We start from the raw sequence: 22,064 nt of genomic DNA, 5'->3' as shown, positions 1-22,064 counted from the left end.
TTACATCGATTCTACTTGAAAAATCCCTTGATAAAAGACTTTCTATGTACGGGAGAAGGTCCGTATTTTTTTATGGCTTCTATATGCTCTTTCGTACCGTAACCTTTGTTGGAGGCGAAATTATATACAGGATATTTATCGTGAAGCATCCTCATGTAACTGTCCCTTTCAACCTTTGCGACTATCGATGCTGCTGCAATAGAAAATGAAAGGGAATCGCCCTTTATTATTGGCACCTGAAATATGTCAATGCCGGGTATTCTTAAGGCATCCACTAAAATGACCTGCGGTCTTACGGAAAGTTTCGATATTGCCATCTTCATGGCTTCGTATGTAGCATTTAAAATATTTATTTTATCTATCATTTTTTCATCACAAAAACCGATGCCATAGGATATAGCCTCTTTTTTTATTATTTTGCTGAGCTCTTCTCTTTTTTCAGGTGTCAATTTTTTAGAATCATTAACATATTCTATTATGCAGTCTTTAGGAAGCATAACGCATGATGCATAAACAGCACCTGCTAGAGGACCCCTTCCAACTTCATCTATACCTGCAATATATTTAGCGCCTCTTTTAAAGTATTCATATTCATACCTTTTCATGGATATTATCCTTTGAACTTCCATATCATGCTTTTCCATTTCCGATGACGCCCTTGATATTACTTTTTTTATTCCTGACCGCTCGTCGCTTTTGCATCCCTCGATTATCTTTTTCTTATCTTCCCAATTTGCTTTGCGTATCAATTTATCTATATCTTTTACAGTCATATTTGAAAAATCCATTTACATTCCCCCATCGTGCGGACTTTCTAATGATATCCTCCCAAGCTTGCCGGATCTGAACTCATTCAGTATCAATTTCGATACCCTGCCTATATCGGGTTCCCCTCCGCGCATCATACATCCCCTGCCTTTTGCGATCTCTTCTATTATAATTTTGCTGTCCTCATCGGTATTTTCTATTCCAAACCTTTGTTTAAGCGTATTGGAAGACATATGTTTTATTTTATCTATTAATCTATATGTCAGCTCCTGAATGTCGATGATTTCATCGTTTATCGCCCCTGTAAGCGATAGATTTAAACCCGTTTCCTCATCTCCAAGCTTCGGCCACAATATACCCGGTGTATCCAACAAATCGATATCATTCCCCGTCTTTATCCACTGTCTGCCTTTTGTAACACCAGGCTTATCGCCTGTTCTGGCGGCGCCTCTGCCCGATATCCTGTTTATCAGCGACGACTTTCCGACATTTGGTATTCCGATTATCATAGCCCTTACAGGCTTTGATAACATACCCTTTTCTTTAAGCTTTTTATTTTTTTCCATGCTCTGCTTACGAATTGCGGATAATAAGTTTTTAATCCCTTTTCCTGTTATAGAATCTATCTCAACGCATTTCTCATTTCCGGCTTCAAAAAAATCAATCCATAGCCTATTAATTTTTTCATCCGCAAGATCGCTTTTGTTAAGGACAATAATCCGGGGTTTGCCTTTGCACAAGGCATCTACGTCGGGATTTCTGCTGCTTTCAGGAATCCTTGCATCCAGCAATTCTATAACTATATCCACCAGTTTTAACGATTCTGTTATTTCACGTTTTGCTTTTGCCATATGCCCGGGATACCAGTTTATCTTCAAATTATCACCTCTCTAATAGCTTTGGAATAATTTTATATGACTTACGTAGAATTTTCCGCCGCACTAAACTTCTGCATGCTTCAAAATGGCATTCTAAAATAAAAGGGACTGCATTTACAGTCCCCCATCGCTTATTCTGTTATAGCTTTTTCTTTGACTTTGGCAGCCTTTCCTACTCTTTTTCTCAGGTAATAGAGTTTAGCCCTTCTTGCTTTGCCTTTTCTGATAACTTCTATGGATTCTATAACCGGAGAATGGAGAGGGAAAGTTTTTTCGACTCCTACGCCGTAAGAAATCCTTCTTACAGTAAATGTTTCCCTGAGTCCGCCATTTTGCCTCTTTATAGCCGTGCCTTCAAAGGCCTGCGTTCTTTCTCTGTTTCCTTCCTTTATCCTGATGTTTACCCTCAAAGTATCACCGATCTTGAAATCGGGTATATCCTTTTTCATCTGCTCTGCTTCAATCGACCTTAATATATCCATGTGTGTTCCTCCCTTCTATAAGGCGTTATTACCAGTCTTTACCAAAGACGGCCGTCCTTGATAACTCCCAGTAATTATATCATGTCATATAATATTGTTCAAATCTTTTCATTTCCTGATTCTATCGACTTCAATATCTTCTTATCTTCATCCGATAATTTTTCAAAATCAATAATATCAGGCCTTAATAATAATGTTTTTTTTAGGGACTGGCATCTTCTCCATAACCTTATCTTCTCATGGTATCCGCTTAATAACACTTCAGGAACCTTCATGCCGTTATACTCCTCAGGTCTGGTATACTGGGGATACTCAAGAAGACCATTGTAAAACGATTCTTCTTCATAACTGTCTTTAGAACTTAATACTCCCGGAACAAGACGGCATGTGGAATCTATTACGGCCATCGCGGCAATTTCCCCGCCGGTCAATACATAATCTCCGACGGATATTTCATCACTCAGCAATGGCTTTATCCTTTCATCTATTCCCTCATAGTGCCCGCATATCAAGATCAAGTATTCTTCCTTTGAAAGCTCTTTAGCCGCCTCCTGGTTATACTTTCTTCCCTCCGGACTCATAAGTATGACTCTTGGCTTTAAGTCCGAATTATCCTTAAGATAGCCGACGGCATTATAAATAGGGTCTGCAGCCATTACCATTCCTGAGCCGCCTCCATATGGATAATCATCGACTCTTCTATGGATATCCTTGGAAAAGTCACGGATATTGTATAGATTTATTGATATTATTCCCTTATCTCTCGCCCTTTTTATGATGCTGAAATCTAGCGGAGAAAACATTTCCGGGAAAAGGGTAAGTACATCTATTTTCATGTTACAATATCCCCTCCGGCATGTCGATAACCATTTTACCGCTTTTAATATCTATATCCTTTACCACGCTTTTAAGAGCAGGTATAAGTATTTCTTTATTGGTTTTATACTGTTTTATCACATATACATCGTTGCTTCCGGTGCTTATGACATCTGAAATCTTACCCATATAACCCTTGTTTATGTCCTGCACATCCAGACCTATTATATCGCATATAAAATAGCTTCCTTCAGGAAGTTTTATAGCATCTTTCCTTTCAATAAGTATATAATATCCTTTTATCTTCAACGCATCATCGACATTATCTATGCCTTTGAGTTTTAATAGTACTGTGCCCTTAAAATAATTAACATATTCAACTTCATATCTATAGAGCTTTTCATCATCCAAAAGCACATATGAAAGGTCGCTGAATCTCTTAATATTGTCGGTTAGGGGCAATACCTTGAGTTCCCCCTTTATTCCATGAGTATTTATTATTTTACCAATCCTTAAATATTTAACTTCCATAATCCACCCATCCTATAGGGTTTTAATCAAATAATTTCTACGACGACTCTCTTGTTTTCCTTGGTTGCGGCGGCTTTGACGACAGTTCTGATAGCTCTTGCAATCCTTCCTTGTTTTCCGATAACTTTGCCCATATCTTCAGGAGCAACCTTAAGTTCAAGTATAACGGATTGTTCTCCAGATATTTCATTTACCTGAACCGCATCAGGATCGTCAACAAGAGCTTTTGCAATTATCATAACTAATTCTCTCAATTTTTACACCCCCAAGTCCAAGCATTATTTATTCTTAGCACTGAATTTATCCATTATTCCTGCTTTGTTAAATAAAGTCTTTACGGCATCTGACGGCTGTGCTCCTGTATTCAGCCACTTAAGAGCTTTTTCTTCATTTATATTCACTACGGTTGGTTCTGAAATCGGATTATAATATCCTATTTCTTCAATAAACCTTCCATCTCTCGGTGACCTGGAATCTGCAACTACGATTCTATAGAAAGGGGCCTTCCTGGCTCCTAACCTTTTAAGCCTTATTTTTACCGACATCTACATCACCTCCTTTTAAAATATAGCCTTTAAAACGGAAGCTTAAACTTCCCTCTTTTAGGATTCTTTATAATCGAAGACATCTGCTTCATCATTTTTTGACCTTCTTCAAACTGCTTTATGACTTTATTGACGTCTTGGATTTTAGTACCGCTCCCCCTGGCAATCCGCTTCCTCCTGCTGCCGCTTTTTAAAAGCGAAGGATTGCCTCTCTCCTCTTTTGTCATAGACTTTATTATCGCCTCGACATGGGCCATATCCTTTTCATCTATCTTAACATTCTTCATGGCCGATTTATCTATACCGGGTATCAATGATACGAGATCATTAATGGAGCCCATCTTCTTTATCTGCTGCATCTGGCTCAGGAAATCATCAAACGTGAATCCGCGTTTCATCATTTTATTTGAAAGCTCCTGTGCAGTTTTTTCATCTATCGATTCCTGTGCTTTTTCTATCAGGCTTAACACATCGCCCATGCCAAGTACCCTTGACGCCATCCTGTCGGGATGAAATGCTTCGATATCCGTAAGCTTTTCTCCAACCGACGCAAATTTGATGGGTTTTCCGGTTACGGCCCTTACGGACAGTGCAGCACCGCCACGGCTGTCTCCATCGAGCTTTGTCAGTATAATACCTGTTATATTAAGCTTTGAGTCAAAACTCTCAGCTACATTGACTGCATCCTGCCCTGTCATGGAATCGATTGCAAGCAATATTTCATCCGGTTTTATCCTGGCCTTTATATCTATTAATTCGGACATCATCTCATCATCAATATGCAGCCTTCCGGCAGTGTCTATAATGACGGTATCGTTCTTGTTTTTTTCTGCAAAACTCAGCGATGCCTTTGCAATATCCGCAGGATTGCTTTTGTCACCCATCGCAAATACAGGCACATTTGCCTTCGAGCCGACCACCTGCAGCTGCTTTATTGCCGCCGGCCTATATATGTCACAGGCAACAAGCAATGGATTTTTACCATGTTTTGCAAGATATTGACCAAGCTTTCCTGCAACTGTTGTTTTTCCCGCTCCCTGAAGTCCAACCAGCATTATCTTTGTCGGAGGAGTTTCAGAAAAATCAATATGGCTCTCGTCTGATCCTAAAAGAGCAACAAGTTCATCATTGACGATTTTAATTACCTGCTGTCCCGGCGTCAAGCTTTCCATGACTTCGGAGCCTACGGCCCTTTTGCTTATATTATTTATGAGGTCCCTGACAACCTTATAATTGACATCTGCCTCCAGAAGGGCAAGCTTAACTTCCCTCATGGCATCTTTTACATCTTTTTCGTTAAGTTTTCCCTTTCCCTTTAACTTTTTGAATGTTTGCTGAAGTTTTTCAGTCAGACTTTCAAAGGCCATAATCTAATCCTCCTACAAATCATTTTTGATTATTTCATTTAATAACGCTTTCGCTTTATCAATATCGGCATCATTTTTCTTATTATCCATCAAAGAATAAACTTTGCTTAATTTTTTTCTATAGTCCATGAATTTTTTCACAAGCTTTAATTTGCTTTCATAATAATAAAGCTGCTTCTCGCTGCGCTTCAATAAATCAAATACTCCCTGCCTCGATATATTTATGATTTCCGATATCTCACCGAGCGACAGGTTGTTGTTATAATACAGCTCAATAATATTTTTTTGCTTGTCTGTAAGCAACTGGCCATAAAAATCATATAACATATTTACTTCAAAAAATTTTTCAACCATATCGGCTCCGAAAATATAGATAAACTTATTGAAATTCAATATATAGATATTATCAGATAAAATTCCCGCTGTCAAGTATTTTTACTTAACAGCGGGAATTTTATCTCAAGAATATTATTCCAATCTTTAAACTTGTTAATGCCTGTACTTTTCGGCAATGGCATAGATTAAGGCGGTATGCTTTTTAAGCAGGTTTTTATCGATTATGCCTATTTTATCGTCGTTTGTCCCGCTTTTTTCGTTCCACGAAGATATATACGAATAATTCGTTTCATTATCGATGCAGGCAAATCCGCTGTAATTGTCCCTTCCTGCAACCGTAAACGGAAGCTTGAGCTTTTGGGATAAAGCCAACCCGAGTTTCATCATTTCATCAGGTGTCACCATTGCCTTGTTTAAAGCCTCGAGGTTATTATAAGGGACATCCCTGTCTAAAAATCCGATGTTTTTCATGATCTTATCGATACTTACATATTCGCTGAGCTGAAGGGCTTCTTTATTGGAACTTTTATCTTTAAAGTCATTCATGTCTGACCTGCCGAATACTGTGGCATCAGCTTCTATCACATTTTGGTCCTCTTTGATAAGCTTTGAATCCATCGATATGCTTCTTGCCTCATACTCCTTATCTCCAGCTTCAATCCTGATACCATCCCCGTCGGATATGCCTATCTCATCACCGCATGAAAATTCATCTATTTCCGGTGAATATCCAGCATCCTTAAGGCGCGATACTATATAATCGCCTGCTTTATCCTGACCGGTTCCTATCCTCTTGCCATTTGAAGTCAGGACTTTTATATCTTCCATCATCCTTTCTTCATCGATTTTTTGAATTATTCCCCCGGCCACTGAAAGTGTATCTGCTTTTGCCTCTTTAGATTCCCTGATGGTTTGTATATAGTAACCCGAACCTGCTATGACTGCAGCCAGTATGGCAGCGCTCAAAACACCTGCAGCTATCCATTTGATATTGAATATCTCCTTTAGTGACTGCTTTATATCCCTGTCCATTATAGCCTCCACAGGCGATATCCTTACGGTTATATACAGCGGATACATCACAGATAAAAGGCAGATGCATATAAGGGATATGAATACTAAAATTATTTTTATACCGCTTACGGGAAATGATTCATATATGGCTCTGTATGCCCCGATAGAAAATATGGATGCAAGCACTGTCCCTAACAGGCTGAGTATAAAAACTTCACCGAGTATGAGCTTTGCGACGTCGATATCCCTCCATCCGACTGTCTTTAATATCCCTCTTCCTTTTTCCTCTCCAGGACTATGGAAACAAACCTGTCCATTACGGAAAACACCACAAGTATCACTGAGCCCAATATTATAAGACGGCTCATCCCCTTAGAGTTCAAATTGATATGATGTCCAAGGGCCGTGAAATCCACCGATTTTCTAGTAGCCTGTATCGACAGCCATGTAAATATGGCAAGGCTTCCCGAAAGAGCTATCTGGAAGACGAGAAGGCATGCCCTTTTCATGTACGACATTACATTGTTTATTATCATTTTCGGCATCGATGAATTTTTGATTGTACTTTTTCTCAAAACGCCTTCCGATTGTATATGTACCATTTTGATGCTCTTTTGCTCGTTTTTCGCACTGACAAAAAGTCCATGCATGAAAGCAAAACGCCTGACGGAATCAATACGGCCGATAATACAATGCTTATCTTTCCATCATCCCATCCTACGGCCATTACTATTCCTATTTCCCTTTTTCTGGCTATAAGCGAGCAGCTTATCCGATTTACAATAAATAAAAATCTCCCGGCGATAAACAGCACGATCAATACGGCACCTGCCGTATTCCATATACCCATAACCTGTGCGGCGGTTCCAAGGGTCGTCCACCTTTCGAGCACTTTGCCTATTCCCTTTGCTTCTTTGTATCCCGGTATTGTAACCAATATATTTCTTGTAGAAGAGCCTGCCACTATATCAACATGAAGCCCCGTCCTTTCATTTATATCCTTTGCAGCCCTTTTTATCCTGCGCACCGCATTTTCATCGTATTTCGAAATCCCCGACACTTTAACCCTTATGGCATCTATCGGCTTATTCCCCTTTAAAAGCGAAGCAGCCTCCAGTGTCGTATAGGCATGAGGTGCAGAAGGCACAAAGCTTCCGGGGTATATGGTAGGGTCGACTTTTCTACCTGTTTTTGTTCCGTTTTCATCCTCTTCCTGATATACATAGGAATCTCCGTATATTCCAAGAGGAGTGCCTGTAAGCCTTTTCGCATCGGCATCCTTGAACTTCACATGGCCTATGATGCCAAAGGCTATCCCCTTTTTATCCTTGTTATCATCTGGTATTATTTCCTCAAGCTCATACCCTTTTTTCTCCATTGTCCTGAACACGGGTACGCCGCCCTTCATCCCAACAGGTACGGCCTTCAGGCTGCTTAAGTCCCCCTCATATTTTATCGCCGATGCCTGATAATATATGCCGTCCCTTGCATTGGTGGAACCACCTGTATATTTCACTATATTTCTACCCTGGCTTGTAAGCTTTAACAATGTCTGTGAAAATGGTTTTACCATTTGAGCAATATTTATTGTGTTTTCAGTTGATGACATTAATGGTATATCATTTAGCCTCTCCTTGTAAATGTTTGTCTTTGCCATTTCACCTTCGTACTTCTTTTCCCCAAAGAGTCTTATATTCAATTCCCTGTAAGATTCCTCGTCGGACTCCATAAAAATAAGCAGTATCAGCGGATCGTTTATGAGCGCCCTTGCAATTGCAACCCTCTGCTGTTCGCCGCCTGAAAGCTGAGACGGAAGGTGTTTTTCCCGAGCCGGACGGCCCCGTGACGGATATATAGTCACCCTTTGCTATCTCGAATTTCTTTATATCAAGCGCCGTAATCAAGCTGTTCCCCATATTGTATATCTTCTTGATATCCTCAAGCTTTATCATATATCATCACCTCCAAAAGGCCCTGAATATTTTTTCAGGACCTTTTGTAATGCTTATTCAGTTATTACTGTTACAAGCTGGTCAGTATCTTCTGATGCTCCGGTATGTTTAATCAGAATCGGAATCATTTAAATAAAATGGAAACCATTTTCCCTATTTACTGGTTTCCATTTTATAAATCATCGATATATTAAATTCAATCCCCAAAAAGTGCATTCACAAAATTCCTGCTGTCAAACTCCTGCAAATCATCTATCCCTTCACCGACTCCTATATATTTTACGGGGATGCCAAGTTCATTTTTAATCGCGATTATTATGCCGCCCTTTGCAGTACCATCGAGTTTAGTTAAGGCAATGCCTGAAACATCGCAGGCATCTTTAAATTCCCTTGCCTGTATAACTGCGTTTTGGCCTGTCGTAGCATCTAAAACAAGCAATGTTTCTTTATAAGAATCAGCATATTCCCTGTCTATTACTCTGTTTATCTTCTTCAATTCATCCATGAGGTTCTTTTTATTGTGAAGCCTCCCTGCCGTATCGCATATCAATACATCGGTCTTCCTTGCCTTTGCGGATTGCACGGCATCATAGACTACCGCAGCGGGATCCGAGCCTTCATGCTGCCTTATAACATCCGCTCCCACCCTGCTGCCCCATATGCATATCTGGTCGATAGCGGCGGCCCTGAATGTGTCTGCTGCAGCGATAAGCACCGACATGCCCGCATCCTTATACTTTTTTGCAAGTTTTCCGATAGTCGTGGTTTTGCCGACACCGTTTACTCCTACTACCAGCACCACCATCGGAAGCTTTAAATTTCTGTCATCTCTATCGTTTTCCTGAAGCATATCGGTCAGTATCTCCTTAAGCGCATTTTTTATCTCGGCAGGATCCTTTATTTTATCGGTTCTCACCTTTTCCCTTAGCCTGCTTGTTATTTCCTCAGTAGATTTTATTCCTATGTCGGATGTTATCAATATTTCTTCTATTTCATCATATAGATCATCGCTTATGGACCCGCTCAAATTCAGAACCTGCCCTATCCTGCTGCTGATCGAATCTCTTGTCTTTGAAAGCCCTGATATAAGCTTTCTGAAAAAGCCTTCGTTTTTGTCCATTAATACCACCCCGTTAACCTGCCATCTCCGGCAATTTGATAGAAATCAATTTAGAGACACCCTTTTCCTCCATGGTGACGCCGTAAAGCATATCAGATATCTCCATAGTCCCTTTTCTATGAGTAACTATGATAAACTGCGTATTCTTTGAATATTCCCTTAAAAATTCGGCATATCTTGCTACATTTGCATCATCCAGGGCCGCTTCGATCTCATCTAATATGCAAAACGGCGATGGTTTCATCTTCAATATTGCAAACAGCAGCGCAATTGCCGTAAGAGCTTTTTCTCCTCCTGAGAGAAGGGACAAGCTCTGGAGCTTTTTGCCGGGAGGCTCGGCGATAATATCCACTCCGCTTGACAATATTTCATCCTTATCGCTTAAAACAATTTCAGCTCTTCCGCCTCCGAACAAACTTTTAAATGTAGTATTGAAATTCTCATTTATTATTTTAAGGTTGCTTACAAACTGAGTCTTCATTTTTTCAGTCATTTCCGATATCAATACATTTAAGGCTTCTTTGGCTTCCATCAAGTCCTCTTCCTGCTTTTTTAAAAACTCGTATCTCTCTTTAATTTTTATATATTCATCGATTGCGCCTACATTTACTTCTCCTAGGCCCTTTATCCTTTCCCTAAGTGCCTGAGCATCCTTTAAACTCCCGGCGTAATCTGCCATCTCCGTTTTATATTCCATTGCAGAGGCATAGCTCAGTTCATATTCATCCCATATCTTATTCTGGGCATTTTCAAGTTCCATTTCATATTTTGCCTTTTGCATTTCTATCTTATGAATTTCCGACTGGAGTGTTTTTGACAGCTCATCATACTCTTTTTTCTTCTTTTCCGATTCCTGCAGTATGAGTGCATTTTTTTGCTTATCATTGTTTAAAGACTCCAGTTTTTTATTATCCTGCGACTTTCTCTTAGTAAGATCTTCTATTGTCTTACCTGTTTTTTCGATTTCAGATTTAATATTTTCTATTTGCTTTATTTCCTCTTCCTTTTCGTTCCTTTTAGCTGATGCAGAGCTTTCACACTTATCGATCTTATTTTTTATTTCATCTCTTTTTTCATTGAATGAAGAAAGAGTCTGCTCCAACTGGGCTATCCTTATTTTAATGGATGTATTTTCAGATATTATCTTTTCCCTTGCGCTCGATATATCCTTTATATGCGCCTGTTCCGCTCGGGCTTTCTCAGATAGTGACCTGCTTCTATCATCAAGCTCCTGATATTTTAATTTTTCTTCGGTTATTTTGGATTCAATCTCTTTGCTTTCGCCCTCGTTCTGTGAAAGCTCAATGCATAAATCGTTATAGTCCTGCTTGTTCCTTTCGAGTTCGGCGTTTTGAAGTTTTATTTTTCCCGATGCAGTTGAAAGGAGAATACTTTCAGAATGCTTGGCGCTCTCTTTTTCTTCAATGCTCTTTTCATTGCTCTGCTGCTTTTTATCTAAGTATTCCCTCTGGCTGTTTAATATCACTAGGGAATCCTCAAGCTCTTTTAAATCCTTTTTTAGCTCATCTATTTCCCTTTTTCTGCTTAATATCCCTCCGGTTTTAGATCTGGTGCTCCCGCCTGTGAATGCTCCTCCCGCGCTTATGATATCCCCCTCTAATGTAACTATTTTTGTTGAATAATTGATTCTTTTAGCCAGGGTTATCCCTTTGTCGATATTATCCATAATGATTACCCTGCCGAGGAGGCTTGAAAAAATATTTTTATACCTGTCTTTATATCTTATAAGTTCATCTGCAAAACCGATAAATCCCGCACTGCGTCTGATATTTTCAGAATTTGAATATCTTTTCCTTGCCTGCACTGTCGTTAGAGGCAAAAAAGTGGCCCTGCCGAATTTATTTTTTTTGAGAAATTCTATACAATGCTTTGCGATATATTCATTTTCAGTTACTATATTTTGAAGAGATGCTCCTATCGATACTTCGATGGCAATCTCATATTCTTTCTGCACGTCTACAAGCTCTGCTACAGTTCCGCAAATGCCAGCGTTTAACGATTTATCGTGACTTTTTAGCCGCATTATTTCCTTTACGCTCTTTGAGTACCCTTCAAATTCGTTTTCCATGCTTTTTAAAACGTTATACTTGGCCCTGCAGGATTGAATCCTGCTGTTTAACTCATATATATTTTTATCAATTATTTTTCTTTTATTTAATATATCCGATCTTTCTTTATCAAGGAGTATGATTTCATCGTTTAATTTGTTTATTTCAAGAGTATGCAGCTTTACTTCATTATTTATAGCCTTCAAGCTGTTTTCCGTCTCATTTTTTATCGAAAGCTTCTTGCTTTTCTCCGTCAATATCTGGCTCTTTCTTTTTTTTATGTTATCTTTTAATGCAGTCAGGCTATTGATTGACCCTTTTACATCAGATAGTCGGTTCAATATTTCTATTATTTCTGTTTTGATGCTTTCAGTCTTTTCTTCTTTTTCATTTATGGAACTGCTTATCTTCTCAAATTCACTGTTTTTATTTAAGAGCAAGTCCCGCTCTTTTTGAAGGTCACTTTCTATTGCACTCTTTTTTTTGCTTACTTCATCCAGCTGAATATTCATATTATCAATATCAGTATTCAACGATTCTATTTCCGAATCGATTCTGGATATATTTTTTCCGCTGTTTTTCAATTTTTCATTCAATACATCTGCTTGACCGGAAAGCTTTTCAATCTCATTTCCGAAAGAATATATCTGATTTTGCAGACTTTCAATATTTTTTCTATTCTCTTCCATGTGCAGCCTGATGTCCGTGTAATCCCCTTCGAGTCTTGCATTATTTCGGTTATTCTCCAGGAGTTCATCCTCAATATGGGATGACTGTACCGCGGTACTGTTTATTTTATCCTTCAGTCTGTCTGCATTTCTTATAAATATATTAAGTTCCAGAGTCTTCAGGCTTTCTTTAAGGTTAAGATATTCCTTGGCTTTGTGGGATTGCACCTTTAACGGCTCTATCTGATTTTCAAGCTCGTTTATGATGTCTCTTATCCTGTTTATATTCTGCTCTGTGCTCTCAAGTTTTCTTTCTGCTTCCTGTTTTCTTACTTTGTACTTAACTATGCCGGCTGCTTCTTCAAATATCTCTCTTCTCTCATCAGCCCTGGCATTTATTATCTCGTCTATCCTCCCCTGGCCTATTATGGAATAGCCATCCCTGCCTATTCCGGTATCCATGAAAACATCCGATATATCCTTTAACCTGCAGCTTGTACCATTTATAAAGTATTCGCTATCCCCTGAGCGATACATCCTTCTGGTTGCAGTAATTTCCGTATACTCAACGGGTATCAATCCGTCGGAATTGTCAACAGTGATTGAAACCTCAGCAAAACCAAGGGGCTTTCTGGTGGAAGTTCCCGCAAATATTACGTCCTCCATCTTCATACCTCTTAAATTTTTAGCGCTCTGTTCCCCAAGCACCCATTTTACAGCATCCGATATGTTGCTTTTTCCGCTTCCGTTAGGGCCGATTATGCCTGTTATGCCTTTATTGAGTTCAATATCGATTTTGTCCGCAAATGATTTGAAACCTTTTATCTCTATCCTCTTTAAGTACAAATTCTCCGCACCCCTCTATTGCTATAATCCCTCTATCTTCTCATAAGAAGTCCCAATTCGAATATCGAAGCAAGCAGCATAATAAGCAGAATTACGCTTACGATTCTTGTAAACAATACCCTGTGCTTTCGCTTCATGATACTACCTCCCGAGCCTTAAAATATTCGTGGCTGTTATAAATTATATATTTACCGGTTATTATATAATTTTAATTTTTAATAATTGCATTGTCAAATTAAAAAATTTTCGAGTCTTATGAGAGCGCATGTTTTTATATTTGAAGAATATTATTTCAATCGCTAAGCTCGAAGTATATAGAGTCTGTTAAAAATAAAGCCGGCACCATATGAAAAAAGATGCCGGCTTGTATAAAAACTTACGATTTTATCGTATATTAACTTTTGTAGATTTGCGATAGAGATTGATCATTCTACTTTGATTGCCTTCTTTTGAGCTGTCAGGCATAGCTCAACAGCCTTAAATGCATGTTCCTGCGTCATGGCGTTTTCCGTTCTGTTAAGGCAATCAAGTATGAATTTTCCGAAGAATGGGAATCCAACTTTGCCTGCCACTTCAAAAAAATGTTCTCCCTTTCTGTCCACCATGTATACATTATCTGTCGATGTGCTTCTGGCTACATCGATATATTTACGAAGTTCTATGTAGCCGTCGGTTCCCAGTATAAAAAGACGCCCGTCGCCCCAGGTACCAAGTCCGTCGGGAGTGAACCAGTCCAGCCTGAAATACCCTGTGGCGCCATTATCGCCGATTAATGAAACATCTCCATAATCTTCGAAGTTTTCATGGTCTTTGTGGTTATAATTGGCAACCCTTGAAAACTGTACAGCAGCATCTTTTGCTCCTGTATAAAACAGAAATTGCTCAAGCTGATGGCTTCCTATATCGCAGAGTATCCCCCCGAATTTGTCCTTTTCATAGAACCAGTCGGGCCTTCCCTTTCCAATCCGGTGCGGTCCCATTCCGGTAACCTGTATAACCCTTCCTATTGCTCCCTTTTCAATTAATTGTCCGGCAAATACAGAGCTCTCGTTATGGAGTCTTTCTCCAAAGTACACGCCATATTTTCTTCCTGTTTCCTTGACTTTTGCCTTTGCCGCTTCAAGCTGCTCAAAGGTGGTCATCGGAGGTTTGTCGGCAAAGTAATCCTTTCCCGCATCCATTGCCCTAAGGCCTACATCACATCGGTCTGAAGGTATTGCAGCGCTTGCAACCAAGTTTACGGATCTGTCGTCCAGTATCTGCTCTTCACAGCAGGCGGCTTTAACTCCAGGATAAGTTTTGCAAAAAGCTTCAACTTTTGCAGGATCCTTGTCATAAACCCATTTTAACTGGGCTCCTGCTTCCACAAGGCCGTTGCTCATGCCATAAATATGGCCGTGGTCCAATCCTATGGCAGCAAAAACGAATTCCCCTTCCTTGCATACTTTGTTTGTTTTTCCCTTTGGTGCATAGTTCATTCCGCTCTCTTTAGACATAAATCATACCTCTCTTCCCAATGTTATATTTTCATTATCAAAATTTTTAATGCTTTTTGACTTCTCATAGAAATGTGGTGCATTGGCCTGTATTCCTCCAACCGTATAGAATGGATCGTCCTTTAACAGCGGAAGTTTCACAGGTTTTCTTTCGGATGCGGATTTATATATGGCCGTTATAAGCTCCAAGGCATTCTTGCCATCCTGTGCAGATACCAAAACTTTTTTGCCGGTTTCAAAATAGTTCAGCACATCATCTATCTGAGCTGCATGCCCGATATATTTTGCCTCCGGAAGGCTATCATATAATTCTTGTATTTCCCTTTCAAGCTTTTCGTTCCTTTCAGGGAAACCATTTGATTTTTGTGTTGAAGCATACACTTTCCATGGAGCCGATATTCTTGCATTTTTGCACTGAAATATGACTTGCTGTTCTTCCCCATGATGTACAACAGAACTTGTTATCTGCCCCAGCGCCCCACTTTTATATTTCAATATGGCGATCGATATATCTTCAACTTCCGCATTGTCATGGGATGTGTTGCTCATAACAGCCTGTACCTCTTCAGGCATTCCCATCATCCATGCTACCATGTCTATATGGTGTACAGCATGGTTTAATGTACATCCTCCGCCTTCCTTTTCCCATGTGCCTCTCCACCATAGATCATAATAGTTATGGCCCCTCCACCATAGTGAATCTACCTGAACATGTACGACATCTCCGGCAATGCCCGAATCAAGTACTTTTTTTAATTTCATAAAAGCTGTCCTATAACGGTTTTGGGCTATTATGGATAAGAGCTTGTTATTTCTTTTGGAGGCTTCAATCATAGCATCGCATTCTCCAAGAGATGCTCCCATGGGTTTTTCGCATAGCACATTCTTCCCTGCATTTAAGCTGTTTATTGCGATTTCAGCATGTACATATGGCGGAGTGCATATGTCCACCAGATCGATATCGCCTCTTCCCAGTATTTTTTTGTGGTCGTCGTAAACATCTGCATCCACAAGGCCGAATCTCTTTTTCTTCTCTTCCGCCTTTTCAGGATAAATATCTACCAAAGCGACAATCTTGCATCTGTCTTTAAACTGCAAATACGACTTTATATGTGCTTGAGATATATTTCCTGTTCCGACTATAGCTACATTTACCATTTGTAAATCACCCTCCATACAGGCAAACTAATAAAATATAAATATCTGCTAGCTTCAGCATTTGCTCATTTTATTGATGGCTTCCCACAGACCGTTCAAGTAAGTTGCTCCAAGTGCCCTGTCATACAATCCATATCCCGGCCTCGCCTTTTCATTCCATATCATCCTGCCATGATCAGGACGCATATAACCATCAAATCCTATGTCATAATATGCTTTCATTATTTCAAACATGTCAAAGGATCCATCACTTGAAAGATGGGATGATTCCCTGAAAATCCTTTTTGCAATGAATTTTATATTTCTGACATGCGCAAAATATATCCTGCCCATACTGCCAAAATACCTTATAAGCTCCGGTATGTTATTTTCCGGATTGCATCCTAAGGAACCACTGCAAAGTGTCAAACCATTATACGGGCTATCCACAAGTTTCAGGAGCCTTTCGATATTCCTTTTATTCGTGACAATCCTCGGCAGATCAAAAACGGACCATGCCGGATCATCCGGATGAACAGCCATCTTCACATCATATTCTTCACATACCGGTATAATCCTTTCAAGAAAATATTTTAAATTCATAAATAATTTCTCTTCATCGACATTCTTGTATAGTTCAAGCACCTTTTTAAGTTCCTTTAATCTGTACGGCTCCCAGCCGGGGAGCACAAACCCATTTGAACCTTTCTCCATATCTTCGATAAGTTTGACTGGATCTGTATTTTTTACCTTTTTGTCATCATAAGAAAGTACTCTGGAACCGTCAGGAAGCTTTTCCGCCAAATCCGTCCTGAGCCAGTCAAAAACAGGCATGAAGTTATAACATAATACTTTGATGCCGGCTTTGCCAAGATTTTTAATGCTCTCTTTATAGTTTTCAATGTATCTATCCCGGGATGGAAGACCAAGTTTTATATCCTCATGTACATTGACACTCTCTATTACTTCCAACTTGAGGCCGGATGATTCAACGGTCTTTTTTAATTTCAGTATTTTTTCAAGGGGCCAAACATCCCCAATCGGAACGTCATATAATGCACCTACGACTCCGGTAACTCCAGGTATCTGCCTTATTTGCTCCAGAGAAACACTGTCATCTTTTTCACCAAACCACCTAAATGTCATCTTCAAGCTAATCATCTCTCTTTAATATATTTGCTTTTAATTTAAATATTTCTGCAATGTAAATCTTACGGCCCCTTTTCCTGAAACCAACTCTTTAAAGTATCCCTCCACCTTTTCACCCAATCCGGCATCATAGAGATTTATTCCAAATATCGATTTGTTTGATAGCAACGGTCTTAAGCTGCCTTTTAAAACTACATCACCTATTTTTATCCTGTAAAATAACTTCTTTAATGTAGGTAAAAGAGGATCCGGGCTTAATGCCATTTTATTTCCATTGTCGTCTATACCCATAAGATACCTGCACCACCCTGCTATAGTAAGGGGGATATATTGAAGTCTTCCTGCATCTAAATCAGACCTTTCGCAATATGCCTTTATTGTTTCTCCAAACCTTATGCCGATCTTCTGCGACGTGTCGGATGCGATTCTTTGAGGTGTATCAGGTATATAAGGGTTTGGCAGCCTGACTTCAATCACTTCCTTTATAAAATCTCTAGGATTCAGTATCCCCGGATTTACAACAACAGGCATTCCCTCTTCATAACCTATTTTTTTAACAAGCTTTTTCAAGCAATCATCCTTCATTTCATCAGCTATGGATTTATAGCCGAGCAGGCATCCAAAAATCGCAAGAGCCGTATGGAGAGGGTTTAGGCATGTACAAACCTTCATCATTTCAACCTTTTCTACCGTTTCCCTGTCGGTAAAATATACTCCTGCCATTTCCAGCGGCATGCGGCCGTTGGGGAACTTGTCCTCTATCACCAGGTACTGCGGTTTTTCCGTATTTACAAATGGAGCTATATACGTATTTTTTGATGTGCATATAATATCGGTGCTTCCAAAGCCATCCATGTTCAGTTTCCTTTTAACGTCCGCAGAGGGTCTTGGAGTTATTTTATCTATCATGCTCCATGGAAAAGATACTTTATCGGGATTATTTATGTAATCAAGGAATCCACCCTCTACCAATCCGTTTTCAACCCACATCTTTGCAATTGTATTTATGGAACTGTATAGCTTTTCCCCATTATGAGAGAAATTGTCCATACTTACAAAAGCAATTGGAAGCCTTTCCTTCTTAAACCTGGCATAAGCAAGGGATGCAACCTTTGCCATTACACTTTTAGGATGGTTTGGCCCCTTTGACGTATCTTCCATTACATCGTCAGAATAATCTCCGGAAATTTTTTTCAGATTGTATCCCTTTTCCGTTATCGTGAAACTTACCATCTGCAGTGAAGGATTTGTAAATATATCCATCAATCGCTTCCAATCGCTTTCCCTTGATGTATCGCATACAAGGCTTTCATTTATGCTTCCTACAACATTTTTATCCAGCGTTCCGTCAGGATTCATAGTTACCAGAAGGCTTAAATTATCATAAGGCCTGTATATCCTGTCTATAATCTCATAATCGTACGCTTCCGCAGCGACAACGCCGGTATCTGTTTTGCCCGAATCGAGGAGCATCTGCTGCAGCATGGCAGGAAAGCCTCTGAATATGTTGCCTGCGCCAAAATGCACCCACGCAGGATTTTTAAATGTTTTGTCCACCATCTTCCCATAGTCGAATTCAGGCAATTCTATACCTGCCTGCTTCCACAAATTCACATTTTTTAATTCTTTCCTATTTAAGCTTAGCATGAAACACTTCTTCCTTTCATAAATGCCGGAGAGTAATATAATCCATTATCTGTCTTGTATACTAGCATACTTGTAATATCTTGTCAAGTGATATGAAAAAAGTTGCAGAGTGCATTAAGATTATTTGAAGAATATTATTCCATCCAATATAAAAAATAAATTCGCTGCAAAATTAACAGTCGTTTAAAAATCAAAAAAAATAATCGTTAGTTAAATAAAGGGGACCTGACAAAGAGTACGGTTTAATAGGAAAAATTACTGAACTATACTTAAACTAATACTAAATAAGCACAAGAGGGACATGCCCATGACAGGCATGCCCCTCTTGCATTTTTGCAAAGATTAATCACAATTAATTCATATCGGTTCAACAAGCCGTCAGTATAATAAGGCAATTTCTATACTATCAGTTAATTAATTATTTATTATTCTGAGTCTTATAATTTTTTACATACTCATCATAAACCGCCTGTCCACCCTGTGTCATATACTGTGAAACCAATTTTTTATACAAGCTGTCTACATCAGATGGTTTAGCTGTAATCAACTTTGCAAGCATTTGGGTTGATAAACTAGTAAGCGCCGCGTTGTATTTTGCATCTGCAGAATTTGGTATTGAATAATAGTATGGCTCATAATATATTAAAAAAATAGCTTTTTTGAATTTCGCGGCAACCTTTTTACCTGAATATTATCTAAAATATTCAGGATATTTACCTTTTAGTTCTTTTTTATCCGAATCAACCAGTGTTAAATGTTCTTCCATTGTTTTTATACCCAGCTCGCAATTCTTTTCCTTTATTGCCTTTATTATATTCCTGTGATGGTTGATGATTTTATTCCAGTCAAGGTTGGATGAAAGCCTGAGCACTCTCAATCGATCGAAATCGCCATTTAAATAATGTATCGAGGACCAAACCCTTTCTTTGCTGCAGCCTTTGAAAATAAGCCTGTGCATTTCATTATCCAGATCAAATATCAGTATATAATTTTTTTTGCTCAAGCAGAATTCCTGCTGATTAAAATTTGATTCTAGATCGAATAATACATCGTCGGGAAAATATTTACATGCTAATTTCATAGCGGCTCTTTCCAAATTTAATCTCATGAATTTTGCTTCCTCAACACGTTCTAAATCTATAAGCGACACAAATGTTCCCTTTTGAGGGTATATTTCCACCAATTCTTCTCTGACAAGTTTAGCAAAAGTTTCTCTGATCGGAGTTCTGCTTATATTGAGTATATTTACGATCTCATTTTCAGTAATGGCTTCTCCGGGTTTAAGATTAAGGTCAATAATGTTTTTTCTTACAGTTCTGTAGGTATAATCTCCTATCGACTCTGATGAATTTTTTTCTAATAATTCTACATTCATTTGTAATTTTTCCTTTGAAATAAAATAATTTAGTATCTATTAATTTAACATCCATCTTGTATACTAGCATACTGATAACGTCTTGTCAAGTATTATAGAAATAAATTTGTGAATATTTTATATTTAAAGAATACTCTTCTGAGTTCAATATAAATTTATTGAATATCAATAAATTTATATTGAGTTTTATTAGTAATCGGCATATAATATTTCCCGTAGGGAGATGATAGATAATATGAAACAATCGGAATTGGCAAAGTGGCTTAAATGCATCATAATTATCTCTGCTTTTATCGGTTTGTTCTTATGTGGGCTGATTGCGCCTTTGCTAGGCAGCGATGCGGCATCAGCAAACCCGGAACTTAAATTTATGTTATGGCCTTCTTTAATTTTTATCTGGATTACCGCTGTTCCTTTATATATGGCACTCTGGGAATCATGGCTTATATCATGTGATATTTCAAACGATAATTCCTTCTGCGATCAAAATGCTAAAAGGCTTAAGTCCATCAGCAAATTAGCATTATGCGAATGTATATTTTACCTGGCGGCTATAATAACACTTATGGCGTTGAATATGCTTCATCCCGGCATTTTACTGATTGCGGTTCTTATCATCTTTATCAGTATTTCGATTTCTGTCACGTCCGCTGCACTTTCACATCTTGTTGAAAAGGCAAGCGCCTTAAAGCAAGAAAACGATCTGACGATATGAGGTGGTGAATATGGCAATTATAGTTAATCTCGATGTTATGCTGGCAATCAGAAAAATGAGCGTTACGGAGTTATCTGAAAAGGTTGGAATTACGATGTCAAATTTGTCTATTTTAAAAAACGGGAAGGCAAAAGCCATTCGCTTTTCTACGCTGGATAAAATATGCGATGTACTTGATTGCCAACCCGGCGATATTCTGGAATTCTCCAGGAAAAAATAATAACATGATTAAAAACCTGCCACATGGCAGCTATAAGGATTAACCCGAATTATTTGAGCATTGTTTTTACCCGGTTAAAAGTTGTCTTTCGGGTAATCATTTTTTGGCAGGAACACGCTTTAATGCATCCTTTGCGGCTTCCTGCTCTGCCTCTTTCTTGCTCTTCCCATTTCCCTTGCCTGAAATATTGCCGTTTATGCTCACCTGCACATAAAAAGTCTTATCATGGTCGGGACCCATTTCATCTATCAGCTCGTATCTAATTTTCGAATCGGTTTCTTTCTGAACGTATTCCTGAAGAATAGTCTTGTAATCTTTTATCCTCTTGTTTTTGCGTATATCTTTTATATTATCAAGATGATGCAAAAAAATAAACTTTCGTGCGCTTTCAATACCGCCATCCAAATAAATGGCGGCAATTAAGGCTTCAAATGCATCAGCAAGAATCGATGTCCTATCTCTTCCCCCTGTTAATTCCTCTCCCTTGCTCATGAGCAAATACCTGCCGATGTTTATTTTCTGGGCGCTTTCATATAACGAGGTCTCGCAAACTATACAAGCTCTGATTTTTGACAGTTTACCTTCGGGTTTTCTTTTATATTTATTAAATATAAATTCGCTTGTAATAAGGCTTAATACAGAATCTCCCAAAAACTCGAGCCTTTCATTATGCTCTATGTAGCTGAGGCCTGCTTGATTTGCATAAGAACTGTGGGTCAATGCCCTATTTAATATATATTTTTTATTGAAAACATATCCTATTTTCTTTTCAAATTCTTCAAATTCAATCTTTCTAGGATTCAATATTTTAAACATGTGATTTGTGTATCCAGATTATTTGGCGAATATTATTTGCCGGTATCACGTAACTATCCGTCAAATCTCTAAAATGCACATGCAATAGCCTCCTTTTATTTCAAAATATACCGCAAG

22 protein-coding genes are annotated in these 22,064 nt (G+C 38.7%); 2 read left to right on the top strand and 20 right to left on the bottom strand.

Annotated elements, in window-relative coordinates; all coding sequences use genetic code 11:
* Positions 1–11: 11 nt before the first annotated feature.
* From QME45_07320 to QME45_07230, 19 genes are all read right to left on the bottom strand, one after another.
* Positions 12–788: a ribonuclease HII gene (locus QME45_07320; protein ID MDI6618474.1), complete on the bottom strand. Its 777-nt coding sequence runs from the start codon at positions 786–788 to the stop codon at positions 12–14.
* Positions 789–1,646 (bottom strand): ribosome biogenesis GTPase YlqF, encoded by an 858-nt coding sequence (gene ylqF, locus QME45_07315; protein MDI6618473.1) that lies wholly within the window; start codon positions 1,644–1,646, stop codon positions 789–791.
* Positions 1,647–1,777: 131 nt separating this feature from the next.
* Positions 1,778–2,128 carry a 50S ribosomal protein L19 gene (gene rplS, locus QME45_07310; GenBank protein ID MDI6618472.1) on the bottom strand — a complete coding sequence of 117 codons (351 nt, stop codon included), beginning with the start codon at positions 2,126–2,128 and terminating at the stop codon, positions 1,778–1,780.
* Between the two features lie 98 nt (positions 2,129–2,226).
* Positions 2,227–2,964 carry a tRNA (guanosine(37)-N1)-methyltransferase TrmD gene (gene trmD / locus QME45_07305; protein ID MDI6618471.1) on the bottom strand — a complete coding sequence of 246 codons (738 nt, stop codon included), beginning with the start codon at positions 2,962–2,964 and terminating at the stop codon, positions 2,227–2,229.
* A gap of 1 nt (position 2,965) precedes the next feature.
* Entirely contained in the window at positions 2,966–3,475 is a 510-nt protein-coding gene (gene rimM / locus QME45_07300; protein ID MDI6618470.1) for a ribosome maturation factor RimM, read from the bottom strand.
* A 26-nt stretch (positions 3,476–3,501) separates the two neighbouring features.
* Entirely contained in the window at positions 3,502–3,729 is a 228-nt protein-coding gene (locus QME45_07295) for a KH domain-containing protein (protein MDI6618469.1), read from the bottom strand.
* 24 nt (positions 3,730–3,753) lie between these two features.
* Positions 3,754–4,020 (bottom strand): 30S ribosomal protein S16, encoded by a 267-nt coding sequence (rpsP, locus tag QME45_07290; protein MDI6618468.1) that lies wholly within the window; start codon positions 4,018–4,020, stop codon positions 3,754–3,756.
* A gap of 29 nt (positions 4,021–4,049) precedes the next feature.
* Complete coding sequence (gene ffh / locus QME45_07285; GenBank protein ID MDI6618467.1) at positions 4,050–5,387, bottom strand: signal recognition particle protein; 1,338 nt, start codon at positions 5,385–5,387, stop codon at positions 4,050–4,052.
* Between the two features lie 12 nt (positions 5,388–5,399).
* Positions 5,400–5,741 (bottom strand): putative DNA-binding protein, encoded by a 342-nt coding sequence (locus QME45_07280; protein ID MDI6618466.1) that lies wholly within the window; start codon positions 5,739–5,741, stop codon positions 5,400–5,402.
* Positions 5,742–5,876: 135 nt separating this feature from the next.
* A complete protein-coding gene (locus QME45_07275) occupies positions 5,877–6,923 on the bottom strand; it encodes a hypothetical protein (GenBank protein MDI6618465.1) in 1,047 nt (348 codons plus the stop codon).
* A gap of 77 nt (positions 6,924–7,000) precedes the next feature.
* Positions 7,001–7,312, bottom strand: coding sequence for a hypothetical protein (locus QME45_07270; GenBank protein ID MDI6618464.1), 312 nt, complete (start codon positions 7,310–7,312; stop codon positions 7,001–7,003).
* Complete coding sequence (locus tag QME45_07265) at positions 7,309–8,598, bottom strand: ATP-binding cassette domain-containing protein (GenBank protein ID MDI6618463.1); 1,290 nt, start codon at positions 8,596–8,598, stop codon at positions 7,309–7,311. Before QME45_07265 ends, QME45_07270 begins: the two co-directional genes overlap by 4 nt.
* Before the next feature lie 287 nt (positions 8,599–8,885).
* Positions 8,886–9,809, bottom strand: a complete 924-nt coding sequence (ftsY, locus tag QME45_07260) for a signal recognition particle-docking protein FtsY (GenBank protein ID MDI6618462.1) — start codon at positions 9,807–9,809, stop codon at positions 8,886–8,888.
* A 13-nt stretch (positions 9,810–9,822) separates the two neighbouring features.
* Positions 9,823–13,392, bottom strand: coding sequence for a chromosome segregation protein SMC (gene smc / locus QME45_07255; protein ID MDI6618461.1), 3,570 nt, complete (start codon positions 13,390–13,392; stop codon positions 9,823–9,825).
* A gap of 425 nt (positions 13,393–13,817) precedes the next feature.
* Positions 13,818–14,888, bottom strand: coding sequence for a Gfo/Idh/MocA family oxidoreductase (locus QME45_07250; protein MDI6618460.1), 1,071 nt, complete (start codon positions 14,886–14,888; stop codon positions 13,818–13,820).
* A 3-nt stretch (positions 14,889–14,891) separates the two neighbouring features.
* Positions 14,892–16,046 (bottom strand): Gfo/Idh/MocA family oxidoreductase, encoded by a 1,155-nt coding sequence (locus tag QME45_07245; protein ID MDI6618459.1) that lies wholly within the window; start codon positions 16,044–16,046, stop codon positions 14,892–14,894.
* 54 nt (positions 16,047–16,100) lie between these two features.
* A complete protein-coding gene (gene uxuA / locus QME45_07240) occupies positions 16,101–17,177 on the bottom strand; it encodes a mannonate dehydratase (GenBank protein MDI6618458.1) in 1,077 nt (358 codons plus the stop codon).
* Positions 17,178–17,207: 30 nt separating this feature from the next.
* On the bottom strand, positions 17,208–18,821 hold the full coding sequence (locus QME45_07235) for a mannitol dehydrogenase family protein (protein MDI6618457.1): 1,614 nt from the start codon (positions 18,819–18,821) through the stop codon (positions 17,208–17,210).
* 691 nt (positions 18,822–19,512) lie between these two features.
* Complete coding sequence (locus QME45_07230) at positions 19,513–20,196, bottom strand: GntR family transcriptional regulator (protein ID MDI6618456.1); 684 nt, start codon at positions 20,194–20,196, stop codon at positions 19,513–19,515.
* Between the two features lie 235 nt (positions 20,197–20,431).
* Between QME45_07230 and QME45_07225 the strand changes: the two genes are divergently transcribed.
* Positions 20,432–20,911, top strand: coding sequence for a DUF2975 domain-containing protein (locus QME45_07225; GenBank protein MDI6618455.1), 480 nt, complete (start codon positions 20,432–20,434; stop codon positions 20,909–20,911).
* Between the two features lie 10 nt (positions 20,912–20,921).
* Positions 20,922–21,131, top strand: coding sequence for a helix-turn-helix transcriptional regulator (locus QME45_07220; protein ID MDI6618454.1), 210 nt, complete (start codon positions 20,922–20,924; stop codon positions 21,129–21,131).
* 96 nt (positions 21,132–21,227) lie between these two features.
* On the opposite strand, the gene rnc is transcribed toward QME45_07220, so the two are convergent.
* On the bottom strand, positions 21,228–21,947 hold the full coding sequence (gene rnc / locus QME45_07215) for a ribonuclease III (protein ID MDI6618453.1): 720 nt from the start codon (positions 21,945–21,947) through the stop codon (positions 21,228–21,230).
* Between the last annotated feature and the right edge of the window lie 117 nt (positions 21,948–22,064).

This window comes from Clostridiales bacterium, assembly GCA_030016385.1.
Classification (GTDB): Bacteria; Bacillota; Clostridia; order Clostridiales; family Oxobacteraceae; genus JASEJN01.
This window is presented reverse-complemented; position numbering and strand designations above follow the sequence as displayed.

Bases quoted from the DNA above. Each gene is read 5' to 3' on its own strand.
- QME45_07320 (MDI6618474.1), bottom strand. From the start codon at position 788: ATGGATTTTTCAAATATGACTGTAAAAGATATAGATAAATTGATACGC.
- rplS (MDI6618472.1), bottom strand. From the start codon at position 2,128: ATGGATATATTAAGGTCGATTGAAGCAGAGCAGATGAAAAAGGATATA.
- trmD (MDI6618471.1), bottom strand. From the start codon at position 2,964: ATGAAAATAGATGTACTTACCCTTTTCCCGGAAATGTTTTCTCCGCTA.
- rimM (MDI6618470.1), bottom strand. From the start codon at position 3,475: ATGGAAGTTAAATATTTAAGGATTGGTAAAATAATAAATACTCATGGA.
- rpsP (MDI6618468.1), bottom strand. From the start codon at position 4,020: ATGTCGGTAAAAATAAGGCTTAAAAGGTTAGGAGCCAGGAAGGCCCCT.
- ffh (MDI6618467.1), bottom strand. From the start codon at position 5,387: ATGGCCTTTGAAAGTCTGACTGAAAAACTTCAGCAAACATTCAAAAAG.
- QME45_07280 (MDI6618466.1), bottom strand. From the start codon at position 5,741: ATGGTTGAAAAATTTTTTGAAGTAAATATGTTATATGATTTTTATGGC.
- ftsY (MDI6618462.1), bottom strand. From the start codon at position 9,809: ATGGACAAAAACGAAGGCTTTTTCAGAAAGCTTATATCAGGGCTTTCA.
- QME45_07250 (MDI6618460.1), bottom strand. From the start codon at position 14,888: ATGTCTAAAGAGAGCGGAATGAACTATGCACCAAAGGGAAAAACAAAC.
- QME45_07245 (MDI6618459.1), bottom strand. From the start codon at position 16,046: ATGGTAAATGTAGCTATAGTCGGAACAGGAAATATATCTCAAGCACAT.
- QME45_07235 (MDI6618457.1), bottom strand. From the start codon at position 18,821: ATGCTAAGCTTAAATAGGAAAGAATTAAAAAATGTGAATTTGTGGAAG.
- QME45_07230 (MDI6618456.1), bottom strand. From the start codon at position 20,196: ATGAATGTAGAATTATTAGAAAAAAATTCATCAGAGTCGATAGGAGAT.
- QME45_07225 (MDI6618455.1), top strand. From the start codon at position 20,432: ATGAAACAATCGGAATTGGCAAAGTGGCTTAAATGCATCATAATTATC.
- QME45_07220 (MDI6618454.1), top strand. From the start codon at position 20,922: ATGGCAATTATAGTTAATCTCGATGTTATGCTGGCAATCAGAAAAATG.
- rnc (MDI6618453.1), bottom strand. From the start codon at position 21,947: ATGTTTAAAATATTGAATCCTAGAAAGATTGAATTTGAAGAATTTGAA.